Consider the following 23,753-nt stretch of genomic DNA (forward strand, 5'->3'; position numbering starts at 1 on the left):
CGCCGGGCCTCAGCGCACCGCGCGCACGAAGCGCTCGACGCGACGCTCGGAGCGAGCCGTCTCGACCGGGGGCAGCGCGACCAGCCGGGCCAGGTCCGGCTCCGCGGCGACCAGCCGACGGCTGACCTCGAGCGGCACCGTCGGGTCGTCGGCGCTGTGGCGCACCAGCGCCGGCACCTCGAGCCAGGACGTGTCGTCGAGGTAGTCCACGGCGTCCCAGTCGACCCCGTCGAGGCGCGAGGAGACCTCGCGGGCGGCAGCGGCGGCGACCCGGGGCACCCGGAGACCCAGCGGCAGGTCGAGCGACGCGAGGTCGGCGTCGACGACCGCGGCGAGGTCGAGCGCGGGCGCGTCGAGGAGCAGGCCGCGGACCAGCCCGTCCTCGCGCTCGGCCAGCTCGAGGTAGGCCGCCACGACGGCTCCGCCCATCCCGAGCCCGCCCAGCACGACGCCCTCGGCGCCCTCCTCCTGGGCGTAGGCGACCGCCGCCTCCAGGTCGCGCCACTCGGTGCGTCCCCAGCCGTAGCGGCCGCTGGGGTCCGGGGCGACGCCGGCGTCGTTGCGGTAGGTGATGGCCAGGGTCGGCAGCCCCACCGCGACCGTCGCCGCAGCCAGCCCGGCCGTCTGCTCGGGTCCCCAGCCCGCGTCGTGGACCAGCACGGCCCACGTGCGGGACCGCCCCTCCACCAGCAGGGCCGGGAGCTCGCCGCGACCGGTGGGGAAGGAGACGGCCTCCGCAGGGTCCTCGCCGAGCCGGGTGGCGGCACCGGGATCGGCGCTCGAGCCGGTGGCGACGGTGCGCACGGCCAGCACCTCGGAGCGGATCCTCAGGGCCAGGGCGAGCCCGGCGGTCAGGGCCACGAGGGTGACGACGAGCAGCAGGGCGAGCAGCAGGCGCGGGCGCACCAGCCGACCCGGCGGACGCGGCCGCTGGCGGCGGGGCGGCCCGGGGGCGACCGACGCGCTCATGGACCGCATTCAACCGCCCGGCCGGGCCGGGCGGCACCCGTTCGAGCCCTGCGGGGGTCGGACCTCGGGAGTGGACTAGGCGATCTCGACCGAGCGGAGGTCGGCCGACCCGCCGCCCGCGTGCCGCGCCACGACGTACGACGAGGTGGCGACCGCGTCCTCGATGAACCCGATCACCTCCTCCAGCGCGGCGAAGCTGTCGGGGGTGAGGTCGGAGAGCACCGGGAACGCGTGGACCTGGCCCTCCCAGATCTGCACGTCGCACGGCACCCCCGCCGCCTCGAGGCGCAGCGCCATCAGCTCGGCGTCGACCCGGAGGACCTCGCCCTCGGCGCACTGGATGAGCACCGGCGGCAGACCCGTGAGGTCGGCGTTGACCGGGGAGTGGTGAGGACGCACCCGCGAGCCGACGACCATCCGGGCGACGCGACGCAGCCGGCGGACCGGGATGTAGGCGTCACGGCAGGCGTTGTGGTGGCGACGCTTGGTGCGGTGGTCGAAGTCCAGCCAGGGCGAGAGGCCGACGATGCCGGCGGGCAGCACCGCTCCGGAGTCGCGCAGGCTCAGGGCGGTGGCGAAGGCGAGGTGGCCGCCCGCGGAGTCACCGGCCAGCACGATGCGGTGCGCAGGGTGGCCGTGGTCGATCAGCCACTGGTAGGCCTCGGCGCAGTCGCTGAGGCTGTCGGCCAGCCGGCCGTGGGGCAGCTGGCGGTAGTTGACCGACAGCACCGTCATCCCGGTGCGGGCCGCCAGCCGCTCGACGATCCGGCGGTGGGTGGCGGTGCCGCACAGCAGGAAGGCCCCGCCGTGCAGGTAGAGGATCGCGCCGTTCGACGTCGGGCCGTCGAGCGGGGTCACGAGCTCGGCGTCCCAGGTCTTCGCGGTCACCGTGCGGTGCGTCGTGCGCGAGGAGCGGGGCAGCAGGCCGGCGCTGCGCTCCAGCAGCGGCATCAGCCGGGTCGCGGGGCCCCGCAGCGGGAAGTAGCGCAGAACAGGTCGCATCGTGAGCTTGCTGGCAGTGTGGACGACGCCTGAGCGCCGGCTCGAGCCGATGCGATGTTCGATCACCGAGGGATCCTCCTGCTCGGACGGGACCGTGACAACGTAGTCTGTCTCACGGCTCCTGTCGCGGGGTACGAGCGTTTTTCCCCATGAAACAAGGGGATTGGTGCCTTTGGGCCCGCCCCGACGACCCGTTCGGGTGGTCCGGGGCCGCCGATCCGCCCCCGGGGTTTCGACCGGCCCCGGAGGGGCATGCTGCGCCAGATAGGCTGCCGAGCATGACCGCACCCACCCTTCTCTCGGTGCCGGGCGCCCGTCATCTGCACTCCGGCAAGGTGCGCGACCTCTTCGACCTCCCCGACGGGACGCTGCTCATGGTCGCCAGCGACCGGATCTCGGCGTACGACGTCGTCCTCGAGACGCCCATCCCGGACAAGGGCGAGATCCTGACCCGGATGTCGCTGTGGTGGTTCGGCCAGCTGGCCGACCTCGTGCCGCACCACGTGCTGTCGACCGACGTGCCCGAGGAGGTGCGAGGCCGGGCCGTGGTCTGCGAGCGCCTGGCGATGTACCCGGTGGAGTGCGTGGCCCGCGGCTACCTGACGGGCTCCGGGCTGACCGACTACCGGGCCGGCGGCGCGGTGTGCGGCGTGGCCCTGCCGGCCGGGCTCGAGGACGGGTCCCGCCTGGAGGCGCCGATCTTCACCCCGGCCACCAAGGCGGAGATCGGCGAGCACGACGAGAACGTGTCCTACGAGGCCGTCGAGGCCACGGTCGGCGCCGAGCGCGCCGCCGAGCTGCGCGACCTCACGCTCGCGGTCTACGAGCGGGCTCACGGGATCGCCCGCGAGCGGGGCATCGTGCTGGCCGACACCAAGCTCGAGTTCGGCGCCCGGCCCGACGGCACCACGGTGCTCGGCGACGAGGTTCTGACCCCGGACTCCTCCCGCTTCTGGCCGGCGGAGACCTGGCAGCCGGGGCGCCCGCAGCCGTCCTACGACAAGCAGTACCTGCGCGACTGGCTCAGCTCGGGCGCCAGCGGCTGGGACCGGCACGGCGACGCACCGCCGCCGCTGCTGCCCGACGAGGTCGTCGCCGCGACCCGGTCGCGCTACGTGCAGGCCTACGAGCAGCTGACCGGGGAGCGATTCTGATGCCCGACACCTCCGCCAGCCGACCCCGTCGCTGGGACGCCTCGGTCTTCGTGGCCGCGCCGCGCGAGCGGGTCTACGCCTACTTCGCCGACCCGGTGAACCGGCCCGAGTGGCAGGCCAGCCTGCGCAGCGTCGAGCTGCTCGACCCCGGACCGCCGCACCCGGGCCAGCGCTGGATCGACCACGTCAAGGTCGGCCCCGCCTTCGAGCTGCAGATCATCGCGATGGAGGGCACCTCGGTCTGGGCCGAGGTCGGCTCGACCGGACCGTTCACCGCGTTCGGGACGCTGCTCTTCGAGGACGCCACCCTCGGCAGCGTCACCGGCACCCGGGTGACCTGCGTGGCGCGGGTCCGGGCTCGTGGCCCCCTGATACCGCTCGGCTGGCCGGCCACCGGCGTCGCCGCCCTCCTGGTCCGCAACGACCTCAAGCGCGCCGCCCGGATCCTCGCCTCCCGCTGACCCCCACGAAACGTCGCTGGTGTACGCGCGAAGCGTCGCTCGTGTACGCGCGAAGCGTCGCTCGTGTACGACGGGAGGTCTCGGCGTACACACGTGACGCTTCGCGCGTACACACACGACGCTTCGTGCGTACACACGTGACGCTTCGCGGGCAGGTGGGTGGGACGCGCTCAGCCGGCGTCCGGGTCGCCGTCGAGCGGGCCGAGGGTCCACAGGTCGGGGTGGTCGGCGAGCCAGCGCTCGGCGTCGCGCTTGCCGAACGCCGCGACCTGGTCGAAGAAGTCGGGGTCGAACATCAGGTAGGACAGCAGCTCGCCCTGCAGCGGGCTGTCGCTGCCGAGGATCCGGTGCACGACCTGGAGGTCGGGGTCGCCCAGGGTGCCCTTGAGGGTTCCGTGGTTGGTCCGGAAGACCTCCATCGCGCACCGGCTGATCTCGGCTCCCCGCTCGGGCACCACCGCGGCGTACGGGACCTCGCGGTAGGGGCGGCGCCCGCGCTCCGCGCGGACCTCGTTCATCCGGTCGGCGACCGGCCCCTCGCTCACCAGGGCGTTGGCCGTGGCGAGCCGACGCAGGTCGTGGCGCAGCGGGTCGTCCATGACCGAGCCCAGCAGGGTGGCGACCCCGTCCCCGAGGTCGACCGGGGCCTGGTCGGCCTCGGGGTCGTCCTCGGCCGGGAAGAGGCTGCCGGTGCCGATGACGAGCACCCGGTCGGCACCGAGGTCGACCGCCGGGGCGAGGGGGAAGCGGCGCCGGGTGGCGCCGTCGACGTACCAGCCGGCGGAGTCGTCGGGGCCCTCGACGTGCACCGAGGGGAACAGCGCCGGGATCGCGGCCGAGGCCATCAGGTGGTCGACGCCGAGGCGGGTCGGCACCCAGCGCAGGTGGTGCCCCTTCGGGGCGTCGGGCAGCTCGGCGCCCGGCGCGGTCTCGGAGAACAGCGTCACCCGCCCCGTGCGGACCCCGGTCGCGATGACCGTCGTGGACTCGACGCGGCCCTGGGCGAGGTTGGTGTGCAGCGCCTCCCAGTCGATGACGCCGTCGAGCGTGCGCGCCAGCGGCTCGGTGCCGAAGATCCCGCGCAGCCGGAAGCGCGAGAGGCCGAGCGTCTCCGAGGCGTAGCGCAGCGCCACCTCGGGCACCTGGCGCCACAGCGGCTGGATGACGTTCTCCTTCGTGGCGTGGTCGAGCACCGCCCGCAGCCGCGTCACCTGCGCGTCCGCGTCGAGGTGGGCCGTCGAGGTCAGCGCTGCGCTCAGCAGGGCGCCGGCGCTCGTGCCGACGAGGATCGTGGGGCGCTGGCCCCGCTCGGCCAGGGCGGGCAGCAGCACCTCGAGCGCCCCCACCTGGTACGCCGATCGCGCGCCTCCGGCGTCGAGGACGAGGGCGACGCGTTCCGGCGTACGGCGTGAGGGCATCGTCCGATGCTAGGCGGACCCGGCCTCGGCGTACCGGGCAATCGGCCGTCCCCTCCCGCGGTGACCGGGGTCACGTTAGGTTGACGGCCAGACCGAGGTCCCGAGACTGCCCGCTGACACCCGGAGGTACGCCGTGCTGAACCTGTCCGTCCTGCTCGAGGAGAGTGCCCGCACCTACGGCGACCGGGAGGCCGTCGTCCTGGGCGACACCCGGCTCACCTACGCGCAGGTCAACGGCGCGGCCAACCAGGTCGCCAACCTCCTCGTCGAGCGCGGCATCCAGCCCGGCGACAAGGTCGCCCTGTCGTGCCCGAACCTGCCCTACTTCCCGATCGTCTACTACGGCATCCTCAAGGCCGGCGCGAGCGTAGTGCCGCTCAACGTGCTGCTCAAGGGCCGCGAGGTGGCCTACCACCTCGACGACTCCGACGCGAAGGCCTACTTCTGCTTCGAGGGCACCGCGGAGCTGCCGATCGGGCAGGCCGGCCACCAGGGCTTCGAGCAGACCGACGGCTGCGAGCACTTCTTCGTGATCACCGTCGACCCGGCCGCGGCCTCGCCGATCGAGGGCACCGAGACCCTGGGTGCGGCGATGGGCGGGCAGCCGCCGACCTTCGAGACCGTCGAGACCGACGCCGACGACACCGCCGTCATCCTCTACACCTCCGGCACCACCGGGCAGCCCAAGGGCGCCGAGCTGCGGCACCGCAACATGCACTCCAACGCCCTGACCGGTGAGGCGCTGTTCGGCGCCGACAAGGACAACCCCGACACCTACCTCTGCGTGCTGCCGCTGTTCCACTCGTTCGGCCAGACGGTGATCATGAACGGCGGCTTCGCCTACGGCGGCACCGTCGTGATGCTGCCGCGCTTCGAGGCCGACGCGGCGCTGAAGACGATGGCCAAGGAGGGCGTCACCTTCTTCGCCGGCGTGCCCACCATGTACTGGGGCCTGCTCGGCGCGCTCGAGGGCTCGGGGGTCGACGTCAAGGAGCTCGCGAAGAACCTGCGGGTCGCCGCCGCCGGCGGCTCGGCGCTGCCGGTCGAGGTCCACAAGGAGTTCGAGAAGCGCTTCGGGGTGGTGATCCTCGAGGGCTACGGGCTCTCGGAGACCTCCCCGGTCGCGAGCTTCTCCCCGCTGGGAGAGGACGTGCGCGTCGGCTCGATCGGCAAGCCGATCCCCGAGGTCGAGATGAAGCTGATCAACCCCGAGGACTGGTCGGACCTGCCCGACGACCCCGAGGAGGTCGGCGAGATCGCCATCAAGGGCCCGAACATCATGAAGGGCTACTACGACCGCCCGGACGCCACCGACGAGGCGATCCGCGACGGCTGGTTCCGCTCCGGCGACCTCGGCCGCAAGGACGAGGACGGCTGGTACTACATCGTTGACCGGTCCAAGGACATGATCATCCGCGGCGGCTTCAACGTGTACCCGCGCGAGATCGAGGAGGTGCTCCTCACCCACGAGGCCGTCTCGCTCGCCGCGGTGGTCGGCGTGCCCCACGAGTCCCACGGCGAGGAGATCAAGGCGTTCGTGATCCTCAAGGACGGCGCCTCGGTCACCGAGGAGGAGCTGGTCGCCTGGGGCAAGGAGCAGATGGCCGGCTACAAGTACCCGCGCATGATCGAGTTCCGCGACGAGCTGCCGATGACCGCGACCGGCAAGATCCTCAAGCGCGAGCTGGTCGGCTAGCCCGCGGGGGTCGGTCCCTGTCGGTTTCCCAAGGTATGTCGAGAAGCTGGCACTCCCCATGGCTCCGGCCCCATGGGGAGTGTCAGTTCTCCTGCATACCGTGGTAAACCGGCACCCCTCAGGCGAAGGGGTTAGGCAGCGCTCCCGGCAGGCCGGCCAGCAGGCCGCGGGCCCGGTCGAGGTGCTTGTGCTCGACGAGGACCTCGTAGCGGGTCGCCACCACGGCGCTCACCGAGGAGAAGTCGCGACGCCCACGGGTCAGGGCGTAGCCGACGAGTGACCAGATGACGCCGAAGAGGACACCGAACACCAGGGTGGACAAGATCGTGGCCAGCGTCGACTCCGTCGAGAACAGCGACATCACGAGGCCGACGAAGAGACCGAGCCACAGGCCCGTCAGCGCCCCGGCGGCGGCGACGCGGCCGGTCGTGAGGCGACCGGTGATGCGCTCGACCTGCTTGAGGTCGGTGCCGACGATCATGCAGTTCTCGACCGGGAACCCCTCGTCGGCCAGGTGGTCGACGGCCCGCTGCGCCTCGGCGTACTGGTCGTAGACGGCGAGCGACTGCGGGAACTGCAGGGTCAGGGGACGGGCGCCGCGCTGGCCGCCGGTGGAGGTGGCGGGCGGGCCGGGGGTGCGGGAGGTCTGGGACATGCTTCCAGTCTGCGCCCCGGGCGTGAGCGCACCGTGTGAGTCGGCTGAGGGAAGGCTGTGGCGCGCTCGTACGGCGGACCGGCGCGCGTCAGCGGCCGCGGGCGACCCTAGACTGGGGCCCGCCCAGCACCGACCGGCTGGTCGGATGCGCCGGTCAGCCGATCCGCACCGCCTCATCGAGGAGCACCCGTGGCCCGTGTCGTCGTCAGCGTCATGCCGAAGCCCGAGATCCTGGACCCGCAGGGCAAGGCCGTCCACGGCGCGCTGCCGCGGCTGGGCTTCCACCGCGTGACCGACGTGCGCCAGGGCAAGCGCTTCGAGCTCGAGGTCGACGGCGAGGTCGACGACGCCGTGCTGGCCGAGATCCGCGAGTTGGCCGGCACCCTGCTGTCGAACCCGGTGATCGAGAACTTCGCCGTCGAGGTCGACGGCACCCCCGTGGACGCGGCGGTCGGCGCGTGAGGATCGGCGTCGTCACCTTCCCGGGGTCGCTCGACGACAGCGACGCCCGCCGTGCGGTCCGGCTGGCGGGCGGAGAACCGGTCGCGCTGTGGCACGGCGACGACGGCCTGCAGGGCGTCGACGCGGTGGTCCTGCCCGGAGGCTTCTCGTACGGCGACTACCTGCGCTGCGGCGCGATCGCGCGCTTCGCGCCGGTGATGACCTCGGTCGTCGACGCGGCCCGCGGTGGGATGCCGGTGCTCGGCATCTGCAACGGCTTCCAGATCCTCTGCGAGTCCCACCTGCTGCCCGGCGCGCTGATCCGCAACGACCACCGCACGTTCGTGTGCCGCGACCAGGGGCTGCGCATCGAGAACGCGTCGACGGCGTGGACCAGCGAGTACGCCGCGGGCGACGAGGTCACCATCGTGCTGAAGAACGGCGAGGGTGGCTTCGTGGCCGACGAGCCGACGCTGGACCGGCTCGAGGGTGAGGGGCTCGTCGTGGCCCGCTACCTCGGCGGCAACCCCAACGGGTCGCTGCGCGACATCGCCGGCATCACCAACGAGCGCGGCAACGTCGTGGGCCTGATGCCCCACCCGGAGCACTCGGTCGAGGCCCTCTGCGGCTCCGGCACCGACGGCCTCGGTTTCTTCCGCAGCGCCCTGGCCTCCCTCACCGCCTCCTGACCGTTTCCCGTCTCTTCTCCGCGAAGCGTCACGGGTGTACGCGCGAAGCGTCACGGGTGTACGCGCGAAGGGCCGCGGTCGTCACGGAGAGGCCTCCTGCGCGCGCACGAGTGACCTCTCGCGTGAACATGCCTGACGCTTCGCGCGAACACACGCGACGTCTCGCGCGTTCATTCGTGACGTTTCGCCGGGCTCGGTTGTGACGGTTCGCCTCGGGTCGGGGAGGTCACGCCGCGCGTGCTTGACCGGTAAAGCAGTGGGCGCTACTGTATCGGTACAGAAGCGAAAGGACACCCCATGAGCACCCTGCACCTCGGCTACGCCCACAACGGTCACCGCGCCGCCCTCGGCGAGCTCTACAGCGCCCGCCCCGACGCCCCGGTCGTGGAGGCCACCCGCGCCGCCCGTCCGACGCGCGCCTCCCTGCGCCGTACCCGCAGCGCCACCGCCGGCGCCCTGCACCGCGCCGCCGCCCGCATCGCTCCCGCGGCCTGACCGCCGCCTGCCCCGTGCGCGACATGACCGGCGCGCGACGGGGCAGGATGCTGCCCGGCGGGCCGGGCAGGCCGCCGGGACCCCGACACCGGGGCCCGGACCGCCGACGCGGAGGAGGAGCGATGGCACGCGTGACGCTGAAGACCGTCGCCGACCGCGTCGGGGTCAGCCGCATGACGGTGTCGAACGCCTTCTCCAAGCCCGACCAGCTCTCCGCCGCGCTGCGCGTGCGGATCCTGGAGGCCGCCGCCGAGCTCGGCTACGTCGGCCCCGACCCGGCGGCCCGTGCGCTGGCCCGGGGGAGCGTCGGCTCGGTCGGCGTGCTGATGACCGACTCGGTCAGCTACGCCTTCGACGACGAGGTCGCGACCGCCTTCTTCAGCGCGCTCGCCACCGGCCTGGCCCCCACCGGCCTCTCCCTCAGCCTCATCTCCTCGGTCGCCGCCGGCGAGCGTGTACCGGCTCGCGACGTGCCGATGGACGGGGCCATCGTCTACTCCTGCCAGGACGACTCCGAGGCCCTCGGCTGGCTGCGTCGCCGCGGCCTGCCGCTGGTGTACGTCGACCAGCCCCCCGACCCGTCGCTGTCGACGATCAACGTCGACGACCGGGGCGGGGCCCGCCAGGCCGCCCAGCACATCGTCGACCTCGGGCACCGCCGGGTGGGCGTCGTGCCGCTGACCCTGCGCGGCGTGCCGGGCGCCAGCCCCGACCGCAGCCCCCACGTCTCCTCCGAGCGGGTCAAGGGCTGGGCCGACGCCCTGTGCGGGGCCGGCATCAACCCCGTCGTGCGTCCCGCGTCCCACCGCGACGAGGCGGCGTACGACGTGGTGCGCGACCTGCTGGACCGACGCGACCGGCCGACCGCGCTGCTGTGCTACTCCGACGTGATGGCGTTCTGGGCGGTCCGGGCGGCCGAGGACCTCGGCCTGCGGGTGCCCGAGGACCTGTCGGTGGTCGGGTTCGACGACAACCCGCTGGCGCGCCGGATGCGTCCGGAGCTGACCACGGTGCGCCAGGACGTCCGGGCCAAGGGCCGGGCCGCCGCCACCGCGCTGACCGAGGCCATCGCGGGCGCGATCGCCGGCAGCGGTGGCATCCGGGCACTGCCCCCGCGCCACCAGACGTTGCCCACCGAGCTGGTGGTCCGAGGGACCACGGGTCCGGCGCCCGACGCCTCGGCCTGACGCGCTCCGGAGGCGACGAGGTCAGAGCAGCACGCGGATGACCCGGTCGTTGCCACCGTTGGCGGTGGTGATCCACAGCGAGCCGTCCGGCGCGGTCACGACCGTGCGGATCCGGCCGACGTCGCCGCGGAAGTGGCGGCGGATCCGTCCCTCGTCGGGGCCCGCGAGCACCACGGAGTAGAGCGACTGCCCGGCCAGGGCGCCGACCCAGGCCCGACCGCGGGCGACCGCCAGGCCGCTGGGCGAGCAGGTGCCGGTGAGCGACCAGGTCACGAACGGGTCGATCGTGCCCGCGGGACCGCCCCGGCCCTCGGTGCCGGGCCAGCCGTAGTTGCCCCCCGAGCGGATCCGGTTGAGCTCATCGGTCCGCTGCTCGCCGAACTCGGTGGCCCACATCCTGCCGTCGGCGTCCCAGGCGACGCCCTGGACGTTGCGGTGGCCGTAGGACCACACCTGGTTGCCGAAGGGGTTGCCGGCGGCGGGGGAGCCGTCGCGCTGCATCCGCAGGATCTTGCCGGCCAGCGACGACGTGTTCTGCGAGGTCGACGGCTCGCGGGTGTCGCCGGTGGTCGCGTAGAGCAACCCGTCCGGGCCGAAGGCCAGCCGGCCGCCGTTGTGCGTGCGCGCCCGGGGGATGCCGGCCAGGACCGTGCGGCGGTCCTGCAGGCCGCCGCCCACGAAGCGCATCGCGATGACCCGGTTGTCGGTGGGCGTCGTGAGGTAGAAGAACACCTCGCGGTCCTCGCGGAACGTCGGCGAGACGACGCAGCCGAGCAGCCCGCCCTCGCCGGCGTCGTCGCTCAGGTCCACGCCCTCGATGCGGCCCACGCTCACGAGCCCGCCGCCGCGGCGTACGCGACTGACGCGGGCGTTCTCGCGCTCGGTGACCAGGGCGTCGCCGTTGGGCAGGAAGGTGAGACCCCACGGGATGTCGAGGCCGCGGGCGAGCACGGCTCCGCGTCTCGGGGCGGCGACGGCCGGAGCCGCGCCGAGCAGGGAGCCGGCGGCCGTGACGGCTGCGGCGCCGGCTGTCGTGGTGAGCAGGGTGCGTCGGTCGAGCACGTGGGCCTCCCCCGGGAGTGGTTGGACCCCATCGTGCCACTCGGCCCTGACAGGAGGCCGGGGTCGCGTCGACGAGCCGGGGCGCCGTCGGGGGCGCCGCCGGGCGGTGGCCGTGGACAGGGGCTGTCCGGAGGCCGGTGGCCCCCGCTACGGTCCCGGTCATGGCCGGACACGAGACCCCCAAGAAGATCCTGCTCGACGAGTCGGAGATGCCGACGCAGTGGTACAACATCGTCGCCGATCTCCCCACGTCCCCGCCGCCGGCGCTGCACCCGGGCACCCTCCAGCCGGCCGGTCCCGAGGACTTCGCGCCGCTGTTCCCGATGGCGCTGATCGAGCAGGAGGTCAGCACCGAACGCTACATCGACATCCCCGGCGGGGTGCTCGACGTCTACCGGCTGTGGCGCCCGAGCCCGCTGTTCCGCGCCCGCCGCCTCGAGGAGGCGCTCGGCACCCCGGCGCGCATCTACTACAAGTACGAAGGGGTCAGCCCGGCCGGCTCCCACAAGCCGAACACCTCGGTGCCGCAGGCCTGGTACAACCACCAGGAGGGCATCACCCGGCTCACCACCGAGACCGGCGCCGGGCAGTGGGGCAGCGCCCTCGCCTTCGCCACCGCGCAGTACGGCATGGAGTGCGAGGTGTGGCAGGTCGCTGCGTCGTACCGGACCAAGCCCTACCGCCGCACCATGATGGAGATCTGGGGCGCCACGGTGCACTCCTCGCCCTCGGAGCTGACCGAGTTCGGCCGCGGGCTGCTCGCGCAGGACCCGGAGCACCCCGGGTCGCTGGGCATCGCGATCTCGGAGGCGGTGGCGCAGTGCGTCGCCGACCCGAACGCCCGCTACGCGCTGGGCTCGGTGCTCAACCACGTGCTGCTGCACCAGACGATCATCGGCGAGGAGGCGCTGCTGCAGCTGGCCAAGGTGGGTGAGACCCCGGACGTGCTGGTGGGCTGCACCGGCGGCGGGTCGAACTTCGGCGGCCTGGCGTTCCCGTTCCTGCGCGAGAAGCTGGCCGGGCGGATGGACCCGGTCATCCGCTGCGTGGAGCCGGCGGCCTGCCCGACGCTGACGAAGGGGGAGTACCGCTACGACTTCGGCGACACCGCCGGGATGACGCCGCTGATGAAGATGCACACCCTGGGCCACTCCTTCATCCCCGAGCCGATCCACGCCGGCGGTCTGCGCTACCACGGCATGGCGCCGCTGGTGTCGCACCTCTACGACCAGGGGATGGTGGAGGCGGTCGCCATCGGGCAGACCGAGTGCTTCGCCGGAGCCGTGCAGTTCGCCCGCACCGAGGGCATCGTGCCGGCACCCGAGCCGACGCACGCGATCGCGGCCGCCGTACGTGAGGCCCTGGCGTGCAAGGAGTCGGGAGAGGAGAAGGTCATCCTCACCGCGCTGTGCGGGCACGGCCACCTCGACCTTGCGTCGTACGACCAGTACCTCTCCGGGCGGATGACCGACTACGAGCTCAGCGACGCCACCATCGCCGAGGCGATGGCGTCGGTCCCCGTGATCGGCTGACGGGCGGCGGTCGGCGGCGGTGCCGGGGGCCGATAGATTGACGCCCGTGGTTGCACCCCCAGGATCCCCCGGACCCGCGAGCTCCCTCGACACGGTCGCCCAGGCGTCGTCCGACCCGGATCGCGAGCAGCCCTGGGCCGAGCTCGGGCTGAAGCCGGACGAGTACGACAACATCCGCGAGATCCTCGGGCGGCGCCCGACGAGCTCCGAGCTGGCGATGTACTCGGTGATGTGGAGCGAGCACTGCTCCTACAAGTCGTCGAAGGTGCACCTGCGCCAGTTCGGCGAGAAGGTCACCGAGCAGATGCGCGAGCACCTGATGGTCGGCATGGGCGAGAACGCCGGCGTCGTCGACATCGGCCAGGGGTACGCCGTCACCTTCAAGATCGAGTCGCACAACCACCCGTCGTACGTCGAGCCCTACCAGGGAGCGGCGACCGGGGTCGGCGGGATCGTCCGCGACATCCTGTCGATGGGGGCGCGGCCGGTCGCGGTCATGGACCCGCTGCGCTTCGGCCCGCTCGAGGCCGCCGACACCCGGCGGGTGCTGCCGGGGATCGTGGCCGGCGTCGGCGGCTACGGCAACTGCCTCGGACTGCCCAACATCGGCGGCGAGGCCGTCTTCGACGCGTCCTACGCCGGCAACCCCCTCGTGAACGCGCTCTGCGTCGGCGTGATGCGCCACGAGGAGATCCACCTCGCCAAGGCGTCCGGCGCCGGCAACCTCGTCATCCTGTACGGCGCGCGCACCGGCGGTGACGGGATCGGTGGCGTCTCGGTGCTGGCCAGCGAGACCTTCGACGCCGGACCCGACGGGGGCGGCAGCGGCGGTCCGGCGAAGCGGCCGAGCGTGCAGGTGGGCGACCCCTTCATGGAGAAGCTGCTCATCGAGTGCACGCTGGAGATCTTCGCCGAGGAGCTCGTCGCCGGCATCCAGGACCTCGGCGGGGCAGGGCTGTCGTGCGCGACCTCCGAGCTGGCGTCGGCCGGCGACGGCGGCATGAAGGTCTGGCTCGACCGCGTGCCCCTGCGCGACTCCACGCTGGCTCCCGAGGAGATCCTCATGAGCGAGTCGCAGGAGCGCATGATGGCGGTCGTGGAGCCCGACAAGGTCGAGCGCTTCCTCGCGATCTGCGCCAAGTGGGAGGTCGACGCCACGGTCGTCGGAGAGGTCACCGACACCGAGCGACTCGAGATCTTGTGGCATGACGAAATAGTCGTCGACGTGCCTCCGCGGACGGTGGCGCACGACGGTCCCGTCTACCAGCGCCCGTTCCACCGGCCGTCGTGGCAGGACGACCTGCAGGCGGACGGCGCCGAGAAGCTGGCGCGTCCGGAGGCCTCGGAGCTGGGCGAGACGCTGCTGCGACTGCTGGGCAGCCCCAACCTCTGCGACCGGTCGTGGATCACCGACCAGTACGACCGCTACGTGCTCGGCAACACCGTGCTCGCGCAGCCGGAGGACGCCGGCATGGTCCGCGTCGACGAGGAGACCGGCCTCGGCGTCGCGCTCGCCACCGACTGCAACGGCCGCTTCGCCAAGCTCGACCCCTACACCGGCGCGCGTCTCGCGCTGGCCGAGTCCTACCGCAACGTCGCGGTGTCGGGTGCGCGCCCGCTCGCCGTCAGCGACTGCCTGAACTTCGGCTCCCCGGAGGACCCCGAGGTCATGTGGCAGTTCGCCGAGGCCGTGCGCGGCCTGGCCGACGGGTGCCAGGAGCTCGGCATCCCGGTGACAGGCGGCAACGTCAGCCTCTACAACCAGACCGGCACGACCGCGATCCTGCCGACTCCGGTGGTGGCGGTCCTCGGCGTCATCGACGACGTGACGCGGCGGACGCCGGCCGGGTTCTCCGACGACGACGCCGTCGTGCTGGTGCTGGGTGAGACCCGCGAGGAGCTCTCCGGCTCGGAGTGGGCGCACGTGGTGCACGGGCACCTCGGTGGCCTCCCGCCGGTCGTCGACCTCGACGCCGAGCGCCGGTTGGGCGAGGTGCTGGCCGGTGCCGGTGCGGCCGGCGAAGTGCTGTCGGCCCATGACCTCTCCGACGGCGGCCTGGCGCAGGCCCTCGCCGAGTGCGTGATGCGCCACGGCGTCGGCGCGACGGTCGCGGTGCCCGGGGACCCCTTCGTGGCGCTGTTCTCCGAGTCGACGGCCCGGGCCCTCGTGTCCGTCCGGCCCGACACGGTCGCCGCGTTCACCGCTCGCTGCGACGGGCTCGGCGTACCGGTGCGGGAGGTGGGTCGCACCGGCGGCACCGCCCTCACGGTGTCCTCCGCGGACCCCACCACCGACGCGGCCCCCGCCGCTGACGGGGCCCTGTTCACCCTGCAGGTCGAGACCCTGCGCGCCTCCTGGACCCCCACCCTCCGCGCCGCCCTCGCCTGATCCCTTCGCCGAGGGGGCGGGGGTGGGCGATCGTTGAGGGTGGGGTCAGAGGATGCCGCGGCCGAGCTTCTGCCAGGTCTCGGGGGTGACGACGCCGCTCTGCTGCAGGCCCACGCGGCGCTGGTAGCTCGCGACCGACGCGGCGGTGTCACGGTCCAGCACACCGGTGACGGACACGCTGCCGCCGGAGACGGCGTTGAGCGCGCGCTGCAGCTTGCGCACGCGCTCCCCCCGGGCGCCGACCTTGATGAGCTTCGCGGTGGTGGGGGAGTGCAGCCCGACCCAGACCCTTGAGCCGACCCAGCGGTCGGACGGCATCCCGTGGGCGGCGCGCCAGTCGAGCACGGCGTCCATGACCTCGCCGTCCAGCACGCCGTCCATCGGTCCGCTGTAGAGGTTCTCGCCCTTCAGCAGGCACTGCGCGGCGCGGACCAGCGGACCGGTCGCCCCGGAGCCGATCTGCGCGTAGGAGCTGAAGTTCAGCCGTACGCCGCCGCAGTGGTCCGGCTCCGCGGGCGCCGTCGAGCCGCGTCCGAGGTCGAGCCAGTTGGAGTCGATGTTGATCGTGACGCTGCCCCAGGTCTCGGTGTGGCCGCCGCGGTACTGCTTCATCCGGCCGCCGGGCATCCAGCCGTCGGAGCGCAGGTAGCTCGTGGAGGTGTTGGCGACGCCGTCCCAGCGGGCGATCCAGATCTGGTCGGGCTCGGTGAAGGCGTCGGGTCGCTGCACGCGGGCGTCGTCCATCGCCTTGAGGCCGGAGCCGGCGCTGGAGTAGACCCCGGAGACGTAGTCGAGCCGGTGCAGCTTGCGGGTCCAGGCGGAGGTGAAGTGCAGGGCCGACTCGCGGCACGAGGTGATGGAGATGTCGTAGGCCTCCATGTCGTACCAGAGCGTCGATCCTGGCCCGATGCCCAGGCGCCTGGCCGCCGCCACCGCGTCGACCGCCTCGGCGCGGGCCTGGGCCTTCGCCGCGGCGTAGTTGTTCGCCGAGCTCGGGTTGATGCGCACGTCGTCGCGGTAGCGCGGGAAGCTGGGGTTGCACGAGGCCTGCGGCCCGAGGGTGATGGGGAGCAGCCGCCAGCCGTTGCGCAGCTGGGTCTCGACCCACTGCGGGGTCTGGTTCGGCTGGGTGCGGCACCCGCGGGAGTCGCCGGAGGTGTAGATGCCGACGGCCCAGAACGGCGAGCTGCGCAGCCAGGCGTCCATCGCGGACTGCGTGGGGGTGACGCACTGGTCGAAGCCGTAGCCGGTGAAGTCGCCGGGCGTCACGCGGTTGGCGGCCTGGGCCGGGGCCGGCAGCAGGAGCGCCGAGAGCAGCAGGGCCAGTCCGGTGACGAACGGGACGACGAGCCGGGTCGGCGGCAGCGGTGCAGACATGGGGGGTTCCTCCTGGGTGTCGTGAGTCACCCTAGGTACCAGGAGTCACACCTGTCCCATGAAAGCGGGCAAAGTGCCTCAGAAACCGGCGCGTTGCAAGGCGACACGCCGGGCGTCTGTGATCAGTTCTCCCGGTCGCTGCCCGGCCGTGCGTTGTCGGCGGAGGCCGCTCCCGAGCTGTAGGGCACCGTCAACCACGACCGCGGCACCTGCATGCCCGCGCTCCGGCGCCCGCCGCGGCTCCAGCCGTCGACCGTGACGCCCTTGCGCAGCGCCCGCCAGGTGGGTCCGCTGACGACGCCGGTCCGGGGAAGGCCGGCGCGGCGCTGGTACTGACGTACCGCGTCCATGTCGCCCCGCCCGAAGACACCGTCCACCCGGACGCTTGCGCCGCTGGCGGCGTTCAGTGCGCGCTGCACCCGACGTACCTCGTTGCCGCCGGTGCCGACCTTGACCAGCTTCTTCTCCCCGGACACGCCGCGGACCAGCAGCGCGGTCCACGTCGAGCGCGTCACGTCGCCGGTGTCGCGCAGTCCGACGTCGCGCTGGAAGCGCCGCGCCGCCTTGGTCGTCCCCGTGCCGTAGGAACCGCTCAGGTCGCGACGCAGCAGCCCGCGCTGCTTCAGCAGGCACTGGGCGGCGCGCACCTGGGCGCCGCGGTCGCCCCGCTCGAGCCGGTCGTAGTCGGCGAAGCCGAGCCGGACGCCGCAGTCCGGCCCGGGTCGGCCCGGACGCGTTCCCTGGCCGGTGCGCAGCACGTTGCTGTCGACGGCGAGCGCGACGCCGCCGTGGCGCTCGATGTGGCCGCCGCGGTACTGGTGGACGCGCCGGTTCGGCCACCACCCCGCTCGCGAGATGTACGACGAGCGCAGGTCGTCGCGCAGGTTCCACTCGGCGATCCACAGGTAGTCGGGGACCACACGCTTGCGGGCGGCCGAGCGGCGCTCGGCGTCGACCATCCGGATGCCGGAGGCGGCGCTGGAGTAGAGCCCTGAGCGGTAGCCCTGCCGGTGCAGCTGCTTGGTCCAGGCCGAGGTGAAGGCCATCGCGGAGGCGCGGCAGCGACGGTTCGACAGGTCGAAGTGCTCGAGGTCGAACCAGACCACGCTGCCGCGGCCGATCCCGAGCCGGCGGACCGCCTGCACGCCGCCACGGGCCGACTCCGTGCCCTGGGTGCGGGCCTTCGCGTAGTCGCGCGCCGGCTTCGCCGAGATGCGCTTGCCGCGGTAGTAGCCCGGGGGCGAGCAGGACGCCTGACGCCCGACCACGAGCGGGAGCAGGCGCCAGCCGCGTGAGGCCTGGGTCGTCACCCAGCGACGCGTCAGGTTCGGCTGGCTCGAGCAGGCCCGGTTCATGCCGGCCACGTAGATGCCGATGCCGGCGTACTTCGAGTGGCGGCGCCAGGCGTTCATCGCCCGCTGCGAGGGGGCGTCGCAGGTGTCGATCGCGTAGCCGGTGAAGTTGCCGGGCATGGCCCGCGTCGCGGCCGCGCTCGGGGCGCCGGCGAGGGCGAGGGTGCCGGTCACCGCGACCACCAGGGCAGTCAGCGACGAGACGAGCGACGCGGGTCGGGGCAGGGCTGGTCGGGGCAGGGCTGGTCGGCGCACGAGCATCGAGATCCCCCCGGGGGAAGGCGGCAGGACGTGCTGCCACGCTAGCTGCGCATGTCCCACCAGCCCCACCCGTCACATCCCTCGGCGTGGCGCGGGGGCCGACCTCAGCCCGACGGGGAGCACGTCGCACGACGCCACGAGCCCACGTCGTCGACGTCGAGCCGGACCAGGTGCGGCACGACTGGGCGGTCGCCGTACCCGCTGTAGACCTCGCTCGCGGACTCGCTCACCACCCACAGGCGACCGCCGTCGAGGCTCGCCCCCTCGGCGCCGGGCACCAGCCCCCGCGGCGGCCCGTCGCCGACGAGGCGGCCGCAGCGCGAGTCGGCGCTGACGAACCAGGTGCGTACGCCGCCCGGGCCGAGGTCGCCGTGCACCGCGCCCTGGCTGCTGGTCGGCACCTCGCGGGACGCCTCGGCGACGGCCGGCGACACGTCCAGCAGGCCGGGCCCGAGCAGGGTCTCGACCGAGAACCACCACAGCCGGGGACGGCCGTGGTCGCGGTAGTCGCCGACCCCGAGCCGACCCGCGGCGTCGTGGACCAGGAACCCGCCCTGGAGCGGTGACCTGACGGCCCAGACCCTCCGGACCGCGAGCGTGGCGGGATCGAGCAGCCACAGCCGACGCGTCTCCGACAGCCACAGCCCGTGCCGGTCCCGCACGAGCCCTCCGGCGTGACGGCACCCGACCGCGCCGCGGGAGCCGACCTCGCCGCGCAGCCCGCCGCGCTGCTGGAGCAGTCGAGGCCCGTCGCGACCGCCGAGGTCGACCCGGAGGACGCGGCAGTACTTCGTGCCCTCCGGGCCGCCGCCGTCGTAGCCGCTGACCCAGGCGCGCTCGCCGCGCACCACGAGTCCCTGCGGCACGAACGACTTTCCGGTCTCCGGCAACCAGGCGGCCCGGCAGGCGTGGTGGTCGTTGGCGAAGCGCTCGAGCGGCCGGTCGACGTACGCCGGGCGTCGGCCGGCGACCGTGCGCGGCGGCCCGCACCCCGGTGTCCCGGGCGCGGCGGCGTCGTCCGGGTCGGCCCGCTCGCCCTGGCGCGCGGCGCCCGCACCCGGGTCATCGGGGTCCGAGCTCCCGGAGGAGGTGCACCCGCCGGCCGCGAGGGCGGCCGCCAGCACCAGCGTGGCGGCGACCCGGACGGACATGGGCCGACCCTACGGCCGCCCTCGCCGCGCCGGCACGGGCTCGTGGCAGGCTGGCCGCGTGCCCGCCCGACTCCGCCCCGCCGACCCGTCCCAGGTGGCGGAGGCCTCGGACCGACTGCGCACGGCCGAGGCCACGCCCGCCGACCTGCGCCTGCTGGTCAAGCACTACCTCGCCCTCCTCCAGCAGCGCGCCCCCGGCGGTGCCGTGGAGGTGCGGGTGCCGCCGTACTCCGCGGTCCAGGTGATCGGCGGCACCACCCACAAGCGGGGTACGCCGCCGGCGGTGGTCGAGATGAGCGCGGAGACCTGGCTCGGCCTCGCCACCGGCGAGCTGACCTGGCCCGAGGCGGAGCGCGACGGGCTGCTGCTGGCGTCCGGCGAGCGGTCGGACCTGACCCCCCACCTCCCGCTGGTCCCGGGCGGGGCGACGGGGTCGACGAGCGGCTCCTAGGCTGGCGGCATGGATCTGCGCCAGCGAGTCACCGACGTCCTGCCCACCGTCCGCGCCGACCTCGAGGACCTCGTGCGCATCCCCTCGGTCAGCGCGCTCGACGAGCACGCCGACGACGTACGCCGCTCCGCCGAGGCGACCGCCGAGCTCTTCCGCGCCGAGGGGCTCGAGGTCGACATCGTCGCCGTCGAGGGCGGGGCGCCGGCCGTGATCGCCACCCGGCCCGCGCCGGAGGGGGCGCCGACCGTGCTGCTCTACGCCCACCACGACGTGCAGCCGGTCGCGGCCGAGGACTGGGCCAGCGACCCCTTCGAGCCGACCGAGCGGGGCGAGCGGCTCTACGGCCGCGGCGCCGCCGACGACAAGGCGGGCATCGCCGCCCACCTCGCGGCGCTGCGGGCGCTGGGCGACGACTGCGCCGTCGGCGTCACCGTCCTCGTCGAGGGCGAGGAGGAGATCGGCTCACCGACGCTGGGCGCCTTCCTCGAGGCGTACGCCGAGCGGCTGCGGGCCGACGTCATCGTCATCGCCGACTCCACCAACTGGGACATCGGCGTGCCCGCGCTGACCACCAGCCTGCGCGGGCTCGTGCGCGCCACGGTCGAGGTGCGCACCCTGACGCACGGGGTCCACTCCGGCATGTGGGGCGGGCTCGTGCCCGACGCCCTCATGGCGATGAACCGGCTGCTGGCGTCGCTGCACGCCGACGACGGGTCGGTCGCCGTCGAGGGCCTCGTCAGCGGCCCCGCGAGCGAGCTCGACTACCCGGAGGAGCGCCTGCGCGCCGAGTCGGGCGCGACCGCCGGGGTGCACTGGATCGGCTCCGGCACGGCGGTGTCGCGGCTGTGGACCCAGCCGTCGCTGACGGTCACGGGTCTCGACGCCCCGCGCGTCCAGGGCGCCTCCAACACGCTGGCGGCGACCTCACGGGCCATGATCTCGATGCGGATCGCGCCGGGGGACACCTCGACGTCGGCCTTCGCCGCCCTGTCGCGCCACCTGGAGCAGCACGCTCCGTGGGGCGCCGAGGTCACGGTCACCTTCAACGACGGTGGCGAGGCCATCGCGCTCGACGCGAGCGGGTCGACGTACGACGTGGCCCGGAGGGCCTTCACCGAGGCGTGGGACGGCACCGAGCCGGTCGACATCGGCGTCGGCGGGTCGATCCCCTTCATCGCCGAGTTCCTCGAGGCGTTCCCGCAGGCCAGCGTGCTCGTCACCGGCGTCGAGGACCCCGACACCCGCGCCCACGGCGCCGACGAGGGCCTCCACCTCGCCGAGTTCGCCCGGGTCTGCCTGGCCGAGACTCTCCTGCTGCACCACCTTGCCCCCCACGCCACCTCGCCCACCTCCTGACCCCCCACCCCACCCCCGCGAAACGTCACTCCTGTACGCGCGAAGCGTCACTCCTGTACGCGCGAAGCGTCGCTCCTGTACGCGCGAAGCGTCACTGGTGAACGGGCGAGAGGGCGGTCATGTACGCCGTCAGACTGCGCCGGTGCCACAGCTCGGGTGGCGCTGGACCGCGCCAACGCGTACGGCCGCTCCGTGCGGTACACGCGCGACGTCTCGCGCGTACACACGTGACCTTTCGCGCGTACAGGAGCAACGCTTCGCGCGTACACACGTGACCTTTCGCGCGTACAGGAGCGACGCTTCGCGCGTACACGGACGACGCTTCGCGGGGGAAGTGAGGCGAGGGTCAGGGGGAGGTGAGGACGGAGCGGAGCTCGGGGAGGGTGGCGAGCTGGGTGTCGAGGATGCCGCGGGCGACGGTGACCGAGCCGACGAGCGGGTGCAGGGCCAGCGCCCGGGTCGCGGTGGCGCGGGAGCCGGACAGCGCTGCCTCGACGGTCGTGCGCTCGACCGCCTTCACGGTCGTCACCAGGCCGAGGGCGTGCGGGTCGAGCGGATCCACCGGGTGGGGGCGCCAGCCGCGCGCGTCGACCGAGCACGGCACCTCGACGACCGCGTCGGCGTCGAGGCCGGGCAGCGTCCCCCGGTTCGGCACGTTCAGCACGAGCGTCGTCGCCTCGTCGCGCGCGATCGCGCGCATCAGCTGCAGCGCGACGCGGTCGTAGCCGCCGCCGTCGAGGTCCTCCTGGTCGCGCTCGCCGGACCCGGTCGCCTCCCGGCTCTCCGCCATGTACGTCGCCTCGCGCGCCATCCGCGCCCGCTCCCAGGCGTCGAACGCCTCGCCCGGTCCGAAACGCTCGCCGCCCGTACCGCCGCCCGGACCGCCGCCAGGACTGCCTGCCCCGGCCGCTCCCCAGAACTCCTGCTGCTGCTCGAGCAGCACCTCGCCGCGGGTGCGGCCGGCCTTCTGCTCGGCGGCCACCGCGTCGGTGCGGTAGTACCAGTACCAGAGGTACTCGTTGGGCACCGTGCCGAGCGTGGCCAGCCAGTCGGGGCCGAACAGCCGTCCCTCCTCGGTGCCCAGCAGAGCGGCGCGGTCGGCGAGCAGGCCGGGCAGCCGGTCGGTGCCGTCGACGACGACCCGGCGCAGCCAGCCGAGGTGGTTGAGCCCGGCGTAGTCGAAGGTGGCCGTCGCCGGGTCGACCCCGAGCGCCCGGGCCACCCGCTTGAACATGCCGACGGGGGAGTCGCAGATCCCCACCACGCGGTCGCCCAGCACGCGTGACATCGCCTCGGTCACCATGCCCGCCGGGTTGGTGAAGTTGATGACGTGGGCCTCGGGCGCCACCCGCCGCACCGTCTCGGCGACGTGCATCGCCACCGGGACCGTGCGCAGGCCGTAGGTGATGCCCCCGGCGCCGGTGGTCTCCTGCCCGAGCACCCCGAGGTCGAGGGCCGAGCGCTCGTCGCACACCCGTCCGGCGAGCCCGCCCACCCGGATGGCGGAGAAGACGAAGTCGGCCCCGCGCACCGCCGTCTCGAGGTCGGTCTCCAGGTGCACGCGAGGCCCGCCGCCGCCGTGGGCGGCGGTCGCGTCCTCCAGCACCCGACCGATGGTGCGCAAGCGTCCGGGGTCGAGGTCGTGCAGCACCAGGTCGGTGACCCGACCCGGACCCTCGTCGTGGAGCAGGGCGCGGTGGACCAGCGGCACGCGGAAGCCTCCGCCGCCCAGGATGGTCAGTCTCATGCCGGTCCTTCCAGGCTCGTGATGATCTCGACGCCGGAGTCGGCCAGGCAGGCGAGGGTCTCGGGGTCCGAGCCGGGCTCGGTCACGACCGCGGCCAGGTCCGTGGGTCCGCAGACGCGTGCGATGCCGCGTCCGGGGAACTTGCTGGCGTCGGCGACCAGCACGGTGCGCTCGGCCGCCTCGAGCATGGCCCGCTTGACCGGGACCTCGACGGCCGTGGTGTCGAGCACGCTGCCGTCGCGGCGCACACCGCTGGTGCCCAGGAACAGCACGTCGGCGTGCACCTGGCGGATCGCCTGCTCGGTGAGGAAGCCGACGAGCGAGCGGTAGTTGCGACGCACCACCCCGCCCAGCACGATGAGCTCCACCGCCTCGTCCTCGGCGAGCTCCTCGTAGACCGGGAGGCTCGAGGTGATGACGGTGACCTCCCGCCCGCGCAGCGCCCGAGCGAGGTGCCGGGTGGTCGTGCCGATGTCGATGAGCAGCACGTCGCCGTCGCGCACCAGGCCGGCCGCGACGGTCGCGACGCGGTGCTTGGCGTCCTCGTGGTCGCCGGCGACCACGTCGAAGGGCGGCTCGGCGGTCCCCAGCGGAGCGGCCCCTCCGTGGACCCGGCGCAGCATGCCCTCGGACTCGAGGTAGGACAGGTCGCGCCGCACCGTGGCGCCGCTGACCCCGAGCTCGCGGGTCAGCTCGCCGACCTCGGCGGGCCCGCCCGTGCGGAGCCGCTCCAGGATGCGGTCGTGGCGACGCCGGGCGAGCATGCGCTCACGGTAGCAGCCAGAAGTGCGCAGAAGTGATCACTGGGCCGGGCTGCCGGCGGCACGAACGCCCCAGAGGTAACGATCTGGATTTTCGTGCGTGGGTCCTTGCGCACAAATGAGCACCTGGGCAACACTGCCGCGCAA

General features: G+C 73.5%; 21 protein-coding genes. 11 read left to right on the forward strand and 10 right to left on the reverse strand.

Annotated features, from left to right (window positions below):
• Positions 1-9: 9 nt before the first annotated feature.
• Both G7072_RS19030 and G7072_RS19035 read right to left on the reverse strand, forming a co-directional pair.
• Positions 10-969, reverse strand: a complete 960-nt coding sequence (locus tag G7072_RS19030; RefSeq protein ID WP_166089181.1) for a hypothetical protein — start codon at positions 967-969, stop codon at positions 10-12.
• Between the two features lie 75 nt (positions 970-1,044).
• Positions 1,045-2,037, reverse strand: a complete 993-nt coding sequence (locus G7072_RS19035; RefSeq protein ID WP_166089183.1) for an alpha/beta hydrolase — start codon at positions 2,035-2,037, stop codon at positions 1,045-1,047.
• Between the two features lie 212 nt (positions 2,038-2,249).
• Here G7072_RS19035 and G7072_RS19040 point away from each other — a divergent pair, with 212 nt between their 5' ends.
• On the forward strand, positions 2,250-3,125 hold the full coding sequence (locus G7072_RS19040) for a phosphoribosylaminoimidazolesuccinocarboxamide synthase (RefSeq protein WP_166089185.1): 876 nt from the start codon (positions 2,250-2,252) through the stop codon (positions 3,123-3,125).
• Entirely contained in the window at positions 3,125-3,586 is a 462-nt protein-coding gene (locus G7072_RS19045) for an SRPBCC family protein (RefSeq protein ID WP_166089187.1), read from the forward strand. Before G7072_RS19040 ends, G7072_RS19045 begins: the two co-directional genes overlap by 1 nt.
• 170 nt (positions 3,587-3,756) lie before the next feature.
• Here G7072_RS19045 and G7072_RS19050 read toward each other — a convergent pair whose 3' ends face one another.
• Positions 3,757-5,004: a patatin-like phospholipase family protein gene (locus G7072_RS19050; RefSeq protein WP_166089189.1), complete on the reverse strand. Its 1,248-nt coding sequence runs from the start codon at positions 5,002-5,004 to the stop codon at positions 3,757-3,759.
• A gap of 133 nt (positions 5,005-5,137) precedes the next feature.
• On the opposite strand from G7072_RS19050, the gene G7072_RS19055 reads away from it, so the two are divergent.
• Entirely contained in the window at positions 5,138-6,700 is a 1,563-nt protein-coding gene (locus tag G7072_RS19055; RefSeq protein WP_166089191.1) for a long-chain fatty acid--CoA ligase, read from the forward strand.
• Between the two features lie 118 nt (positions 6,701-6,818).
• On the opposite strand, the gene G7072_RS19060 is transcribed toward G7072_RS19055, so the two are convergent.
• Complete coding sequence (locus G7072_RS19060; protein WP_240917058.1) at positions 6,819-7,355, reverse strand: general stress protein; 537 nt, start codon at positions 7,353-7,355, stop codon at positions 6,819-6,821.
• Positions 7,356-7,544: 189 nt separating this feature from the next.
• Here G7072_RS19060 and purS point away from each other — a divergent pair, with 189 nt between their 5' ends.
• From purS to G7072_RS19080, 4 genes are all read left to right on the forward strand, one after another.
• Complete coding sequence (gene purS, locus G7072_RS19065) at positions 7,545-7,817, forward strand: phosphoribosylformylglycinamidine synthase subunit PurS (protein ID WP_166089193.1); 273 nt, start codon at positions 7,545-7,547, stop codon at positions 7,815-7,817.
• A complete protein-coding gene (gene purQ / locus G7072_RS19070) occupies positions 7,814-8,485 on the forward strand; it encodes a phosphoribosylformylglycinamidine synthase subunit PurQ (protein ID WP_166089195.1) in 672 nt (223 codons plus the stop codon). Before purS ends, purQ begins: the two co-directional genes overlap by 4 nt.
• A gap of 297 nt (positions 8,486-8,782) precedes the next feature.
• Positions 8,783-8,980 carry a hypothetical protein gene (locus tag G7072_RS19075; protein WP_166089197.1) on the forward strand — a complete coding sequence of 66 codons (198 nt, stop codon included), beginning with the start codon at positions 8,783-8,785 and terminating at the stop codon, positions 8,978-8,980.
• Positions 8,981-9,102: 122 nt separating this feature from the next.
• Entirely contained in the window at positions 9,103-10,167 is a 1,065-nt protein-coding gene (locus tag G7072_RS19080; RefSeq protein ID WP_166089199.1) for a LacI family DNA-binding transcriptional regulator, read from the forward strand.
• Between the two features lie 21 nt (positions 10,168-10,188).
• On the opposite strand, the gene G7072_RS19085 is transcribed toward G7072_RS19080, so the two are convergent.
• Positions 10,189-11,229 carry a PQQ-dependent sugar dehydrogenase gene (locus tag G7072_RS19085; protein WP_166089201.1) on the reverse strand — a complete coding sequence of 347 codons (1,041 nt, stop codon included), beginning with the start codon at positions 11,227-11,229 and terminating at the stop codon, positions 10,189-10,191.
• 161 nt (positions 11,230-11,390) lie between these two features.
• Between G7072_RS19085 and G7072_RS19090 the strand changes: the two genes are divergently transcribed.
• Positions 11,391-12,761, forward strand: a complete 1,371-nt coding sequence (locus G7072_RS19090; protein ID WP_166089203.1) for a TrpB-like pyridoxal phosphate-dependent enzyme — start codon at positions 11,391-11,393, stop codon at positions 12,759-12,761.
• A 46-nt stretch (positions 12,762-12,807) separates the two neighbouring features.
• Positions 12,808-15,150 (forward strand): phosphoribosylformylglycinamidine synthase subunit PurL, encoded by a 2,343-nt coding sequence (gene purL / locus G7072_RS19095; protein WP_166089205.1) that lies wholly within the window; start codon positions 12,808-12,810, stop codon positions 15,148-15,150.
• A gap of 45 nt (positions 15,151-15,195) precedes the next feature.
• Here purL and G7072_RS19100 read toward each other — a convergent pair whose 3' ends face one another.
• From G7072_RS19100 to G7072_RS19110, 3 genes are all read right to left on the reverse strand, one after another.
• On the reverse strand, positions 15,196-16,527 hold the full coding sequence (locus tag G7072_RS19100) for a glycoside hydrolase domain-containing protein (protein WP_166089207.1): 1,332 nt from the start codon (positions 16,525-16,527) through the stop codon (positions 15,196-15,198).
• Positions 16,528-16,649: 122 nt separating this feature from the next.
• Positions 16,650-18,134 (reverse strand): glycoside hydrolase domain-containing protein, encoded by a 1,485-nt coding sequence (locus tag G7072_RS19105; RefSeq protein ID WP_166089210.1) that lies wholly within the window; start codon positions 18,132-18,134, stop codon positions 16,650-16,652.
• 110 nt (positions 18,135-18,244) lie between these two features.
• Entirely contained in the window at positions 18,245-19,291 is a 1,047-nt protein-coding gene (locus G7072_RS19110; protein ID WP_166089212.1) for a hypothetical protein, read from the reverse strand.
• Positions 19,292-19,349: 58 nt separating this feature from the next.
• Here G7072_RS19110 and G7072_RS19115 point away from each other — a divergent pair, with 58 nt between their 5' ends.
• Both G7072_RS19115 and G7072_RS19120 read left to right on the forward strand, forming a co-directional pair.
• Positions 19,350-19,742 carry a sterol carrier family protein gene (locus tag G7072_RS19115; RefSeq protein ID WP_240917059.1) on the forward strand — a complete coding sequence of 131 codons (393 nt, stop codon included), beginning with the start codon at positions 19,350-19,352 and terminating at the stop codon, positions 19,740-19,742.
• Between the two features lie 9 nt (positions 19,743-19,751).
• A complete protein-coding gene (locus tag G7072_RS19120) occupies positions 19,752-21,098 on the forward strand; it encodes a dipeptidase (RefSeq protein ID WP_166089216.1) in 1,347 nt (448 codons plus the stop codon).
• A gap of 346 nt (positions 21,099-21,444) precedes the next feature.
• Here G7072_RS19120 and G7072_RS19125 read toward each other — a convergent pair whose 3' ends face one another.
• Positions 21,445-22,845: a 6-phospho-beta-glucosidase gene (locus tag G7072_RS19125; RefSeq protein WP_206063218.1), complete on the reverse strand. Its 1,401-nt coding sequence runs from the start codon at positions 22,843-22,845 to the stop codon at positions 21,445-21,447.
• Entirely contained in the window at positions 22,842-23,609 is a 768-nt protein-coding gene (locus G7072_RS19130; protein ID WP_166089218.1) for a DeoR/GlpR family DNA-binding transcription regulator, read from the reverse strand. The genes G7072_RS19125 and G7072_RS19130 overlap by 4 nt, the downstream gene beginning before the upstream one ends.
• Positions 23,610-23,753 lie beyond the last annotated feature (144 nt).

It is taken from the genome of Nocardioides sp. HDW12B (assembly GCF_011299595.1).
Classification (GTDB): Bacteria; Actinomycetota; Actinomycetes; order Propionibacteriales; family Nocardioidaceae; genus Marmoricola_A.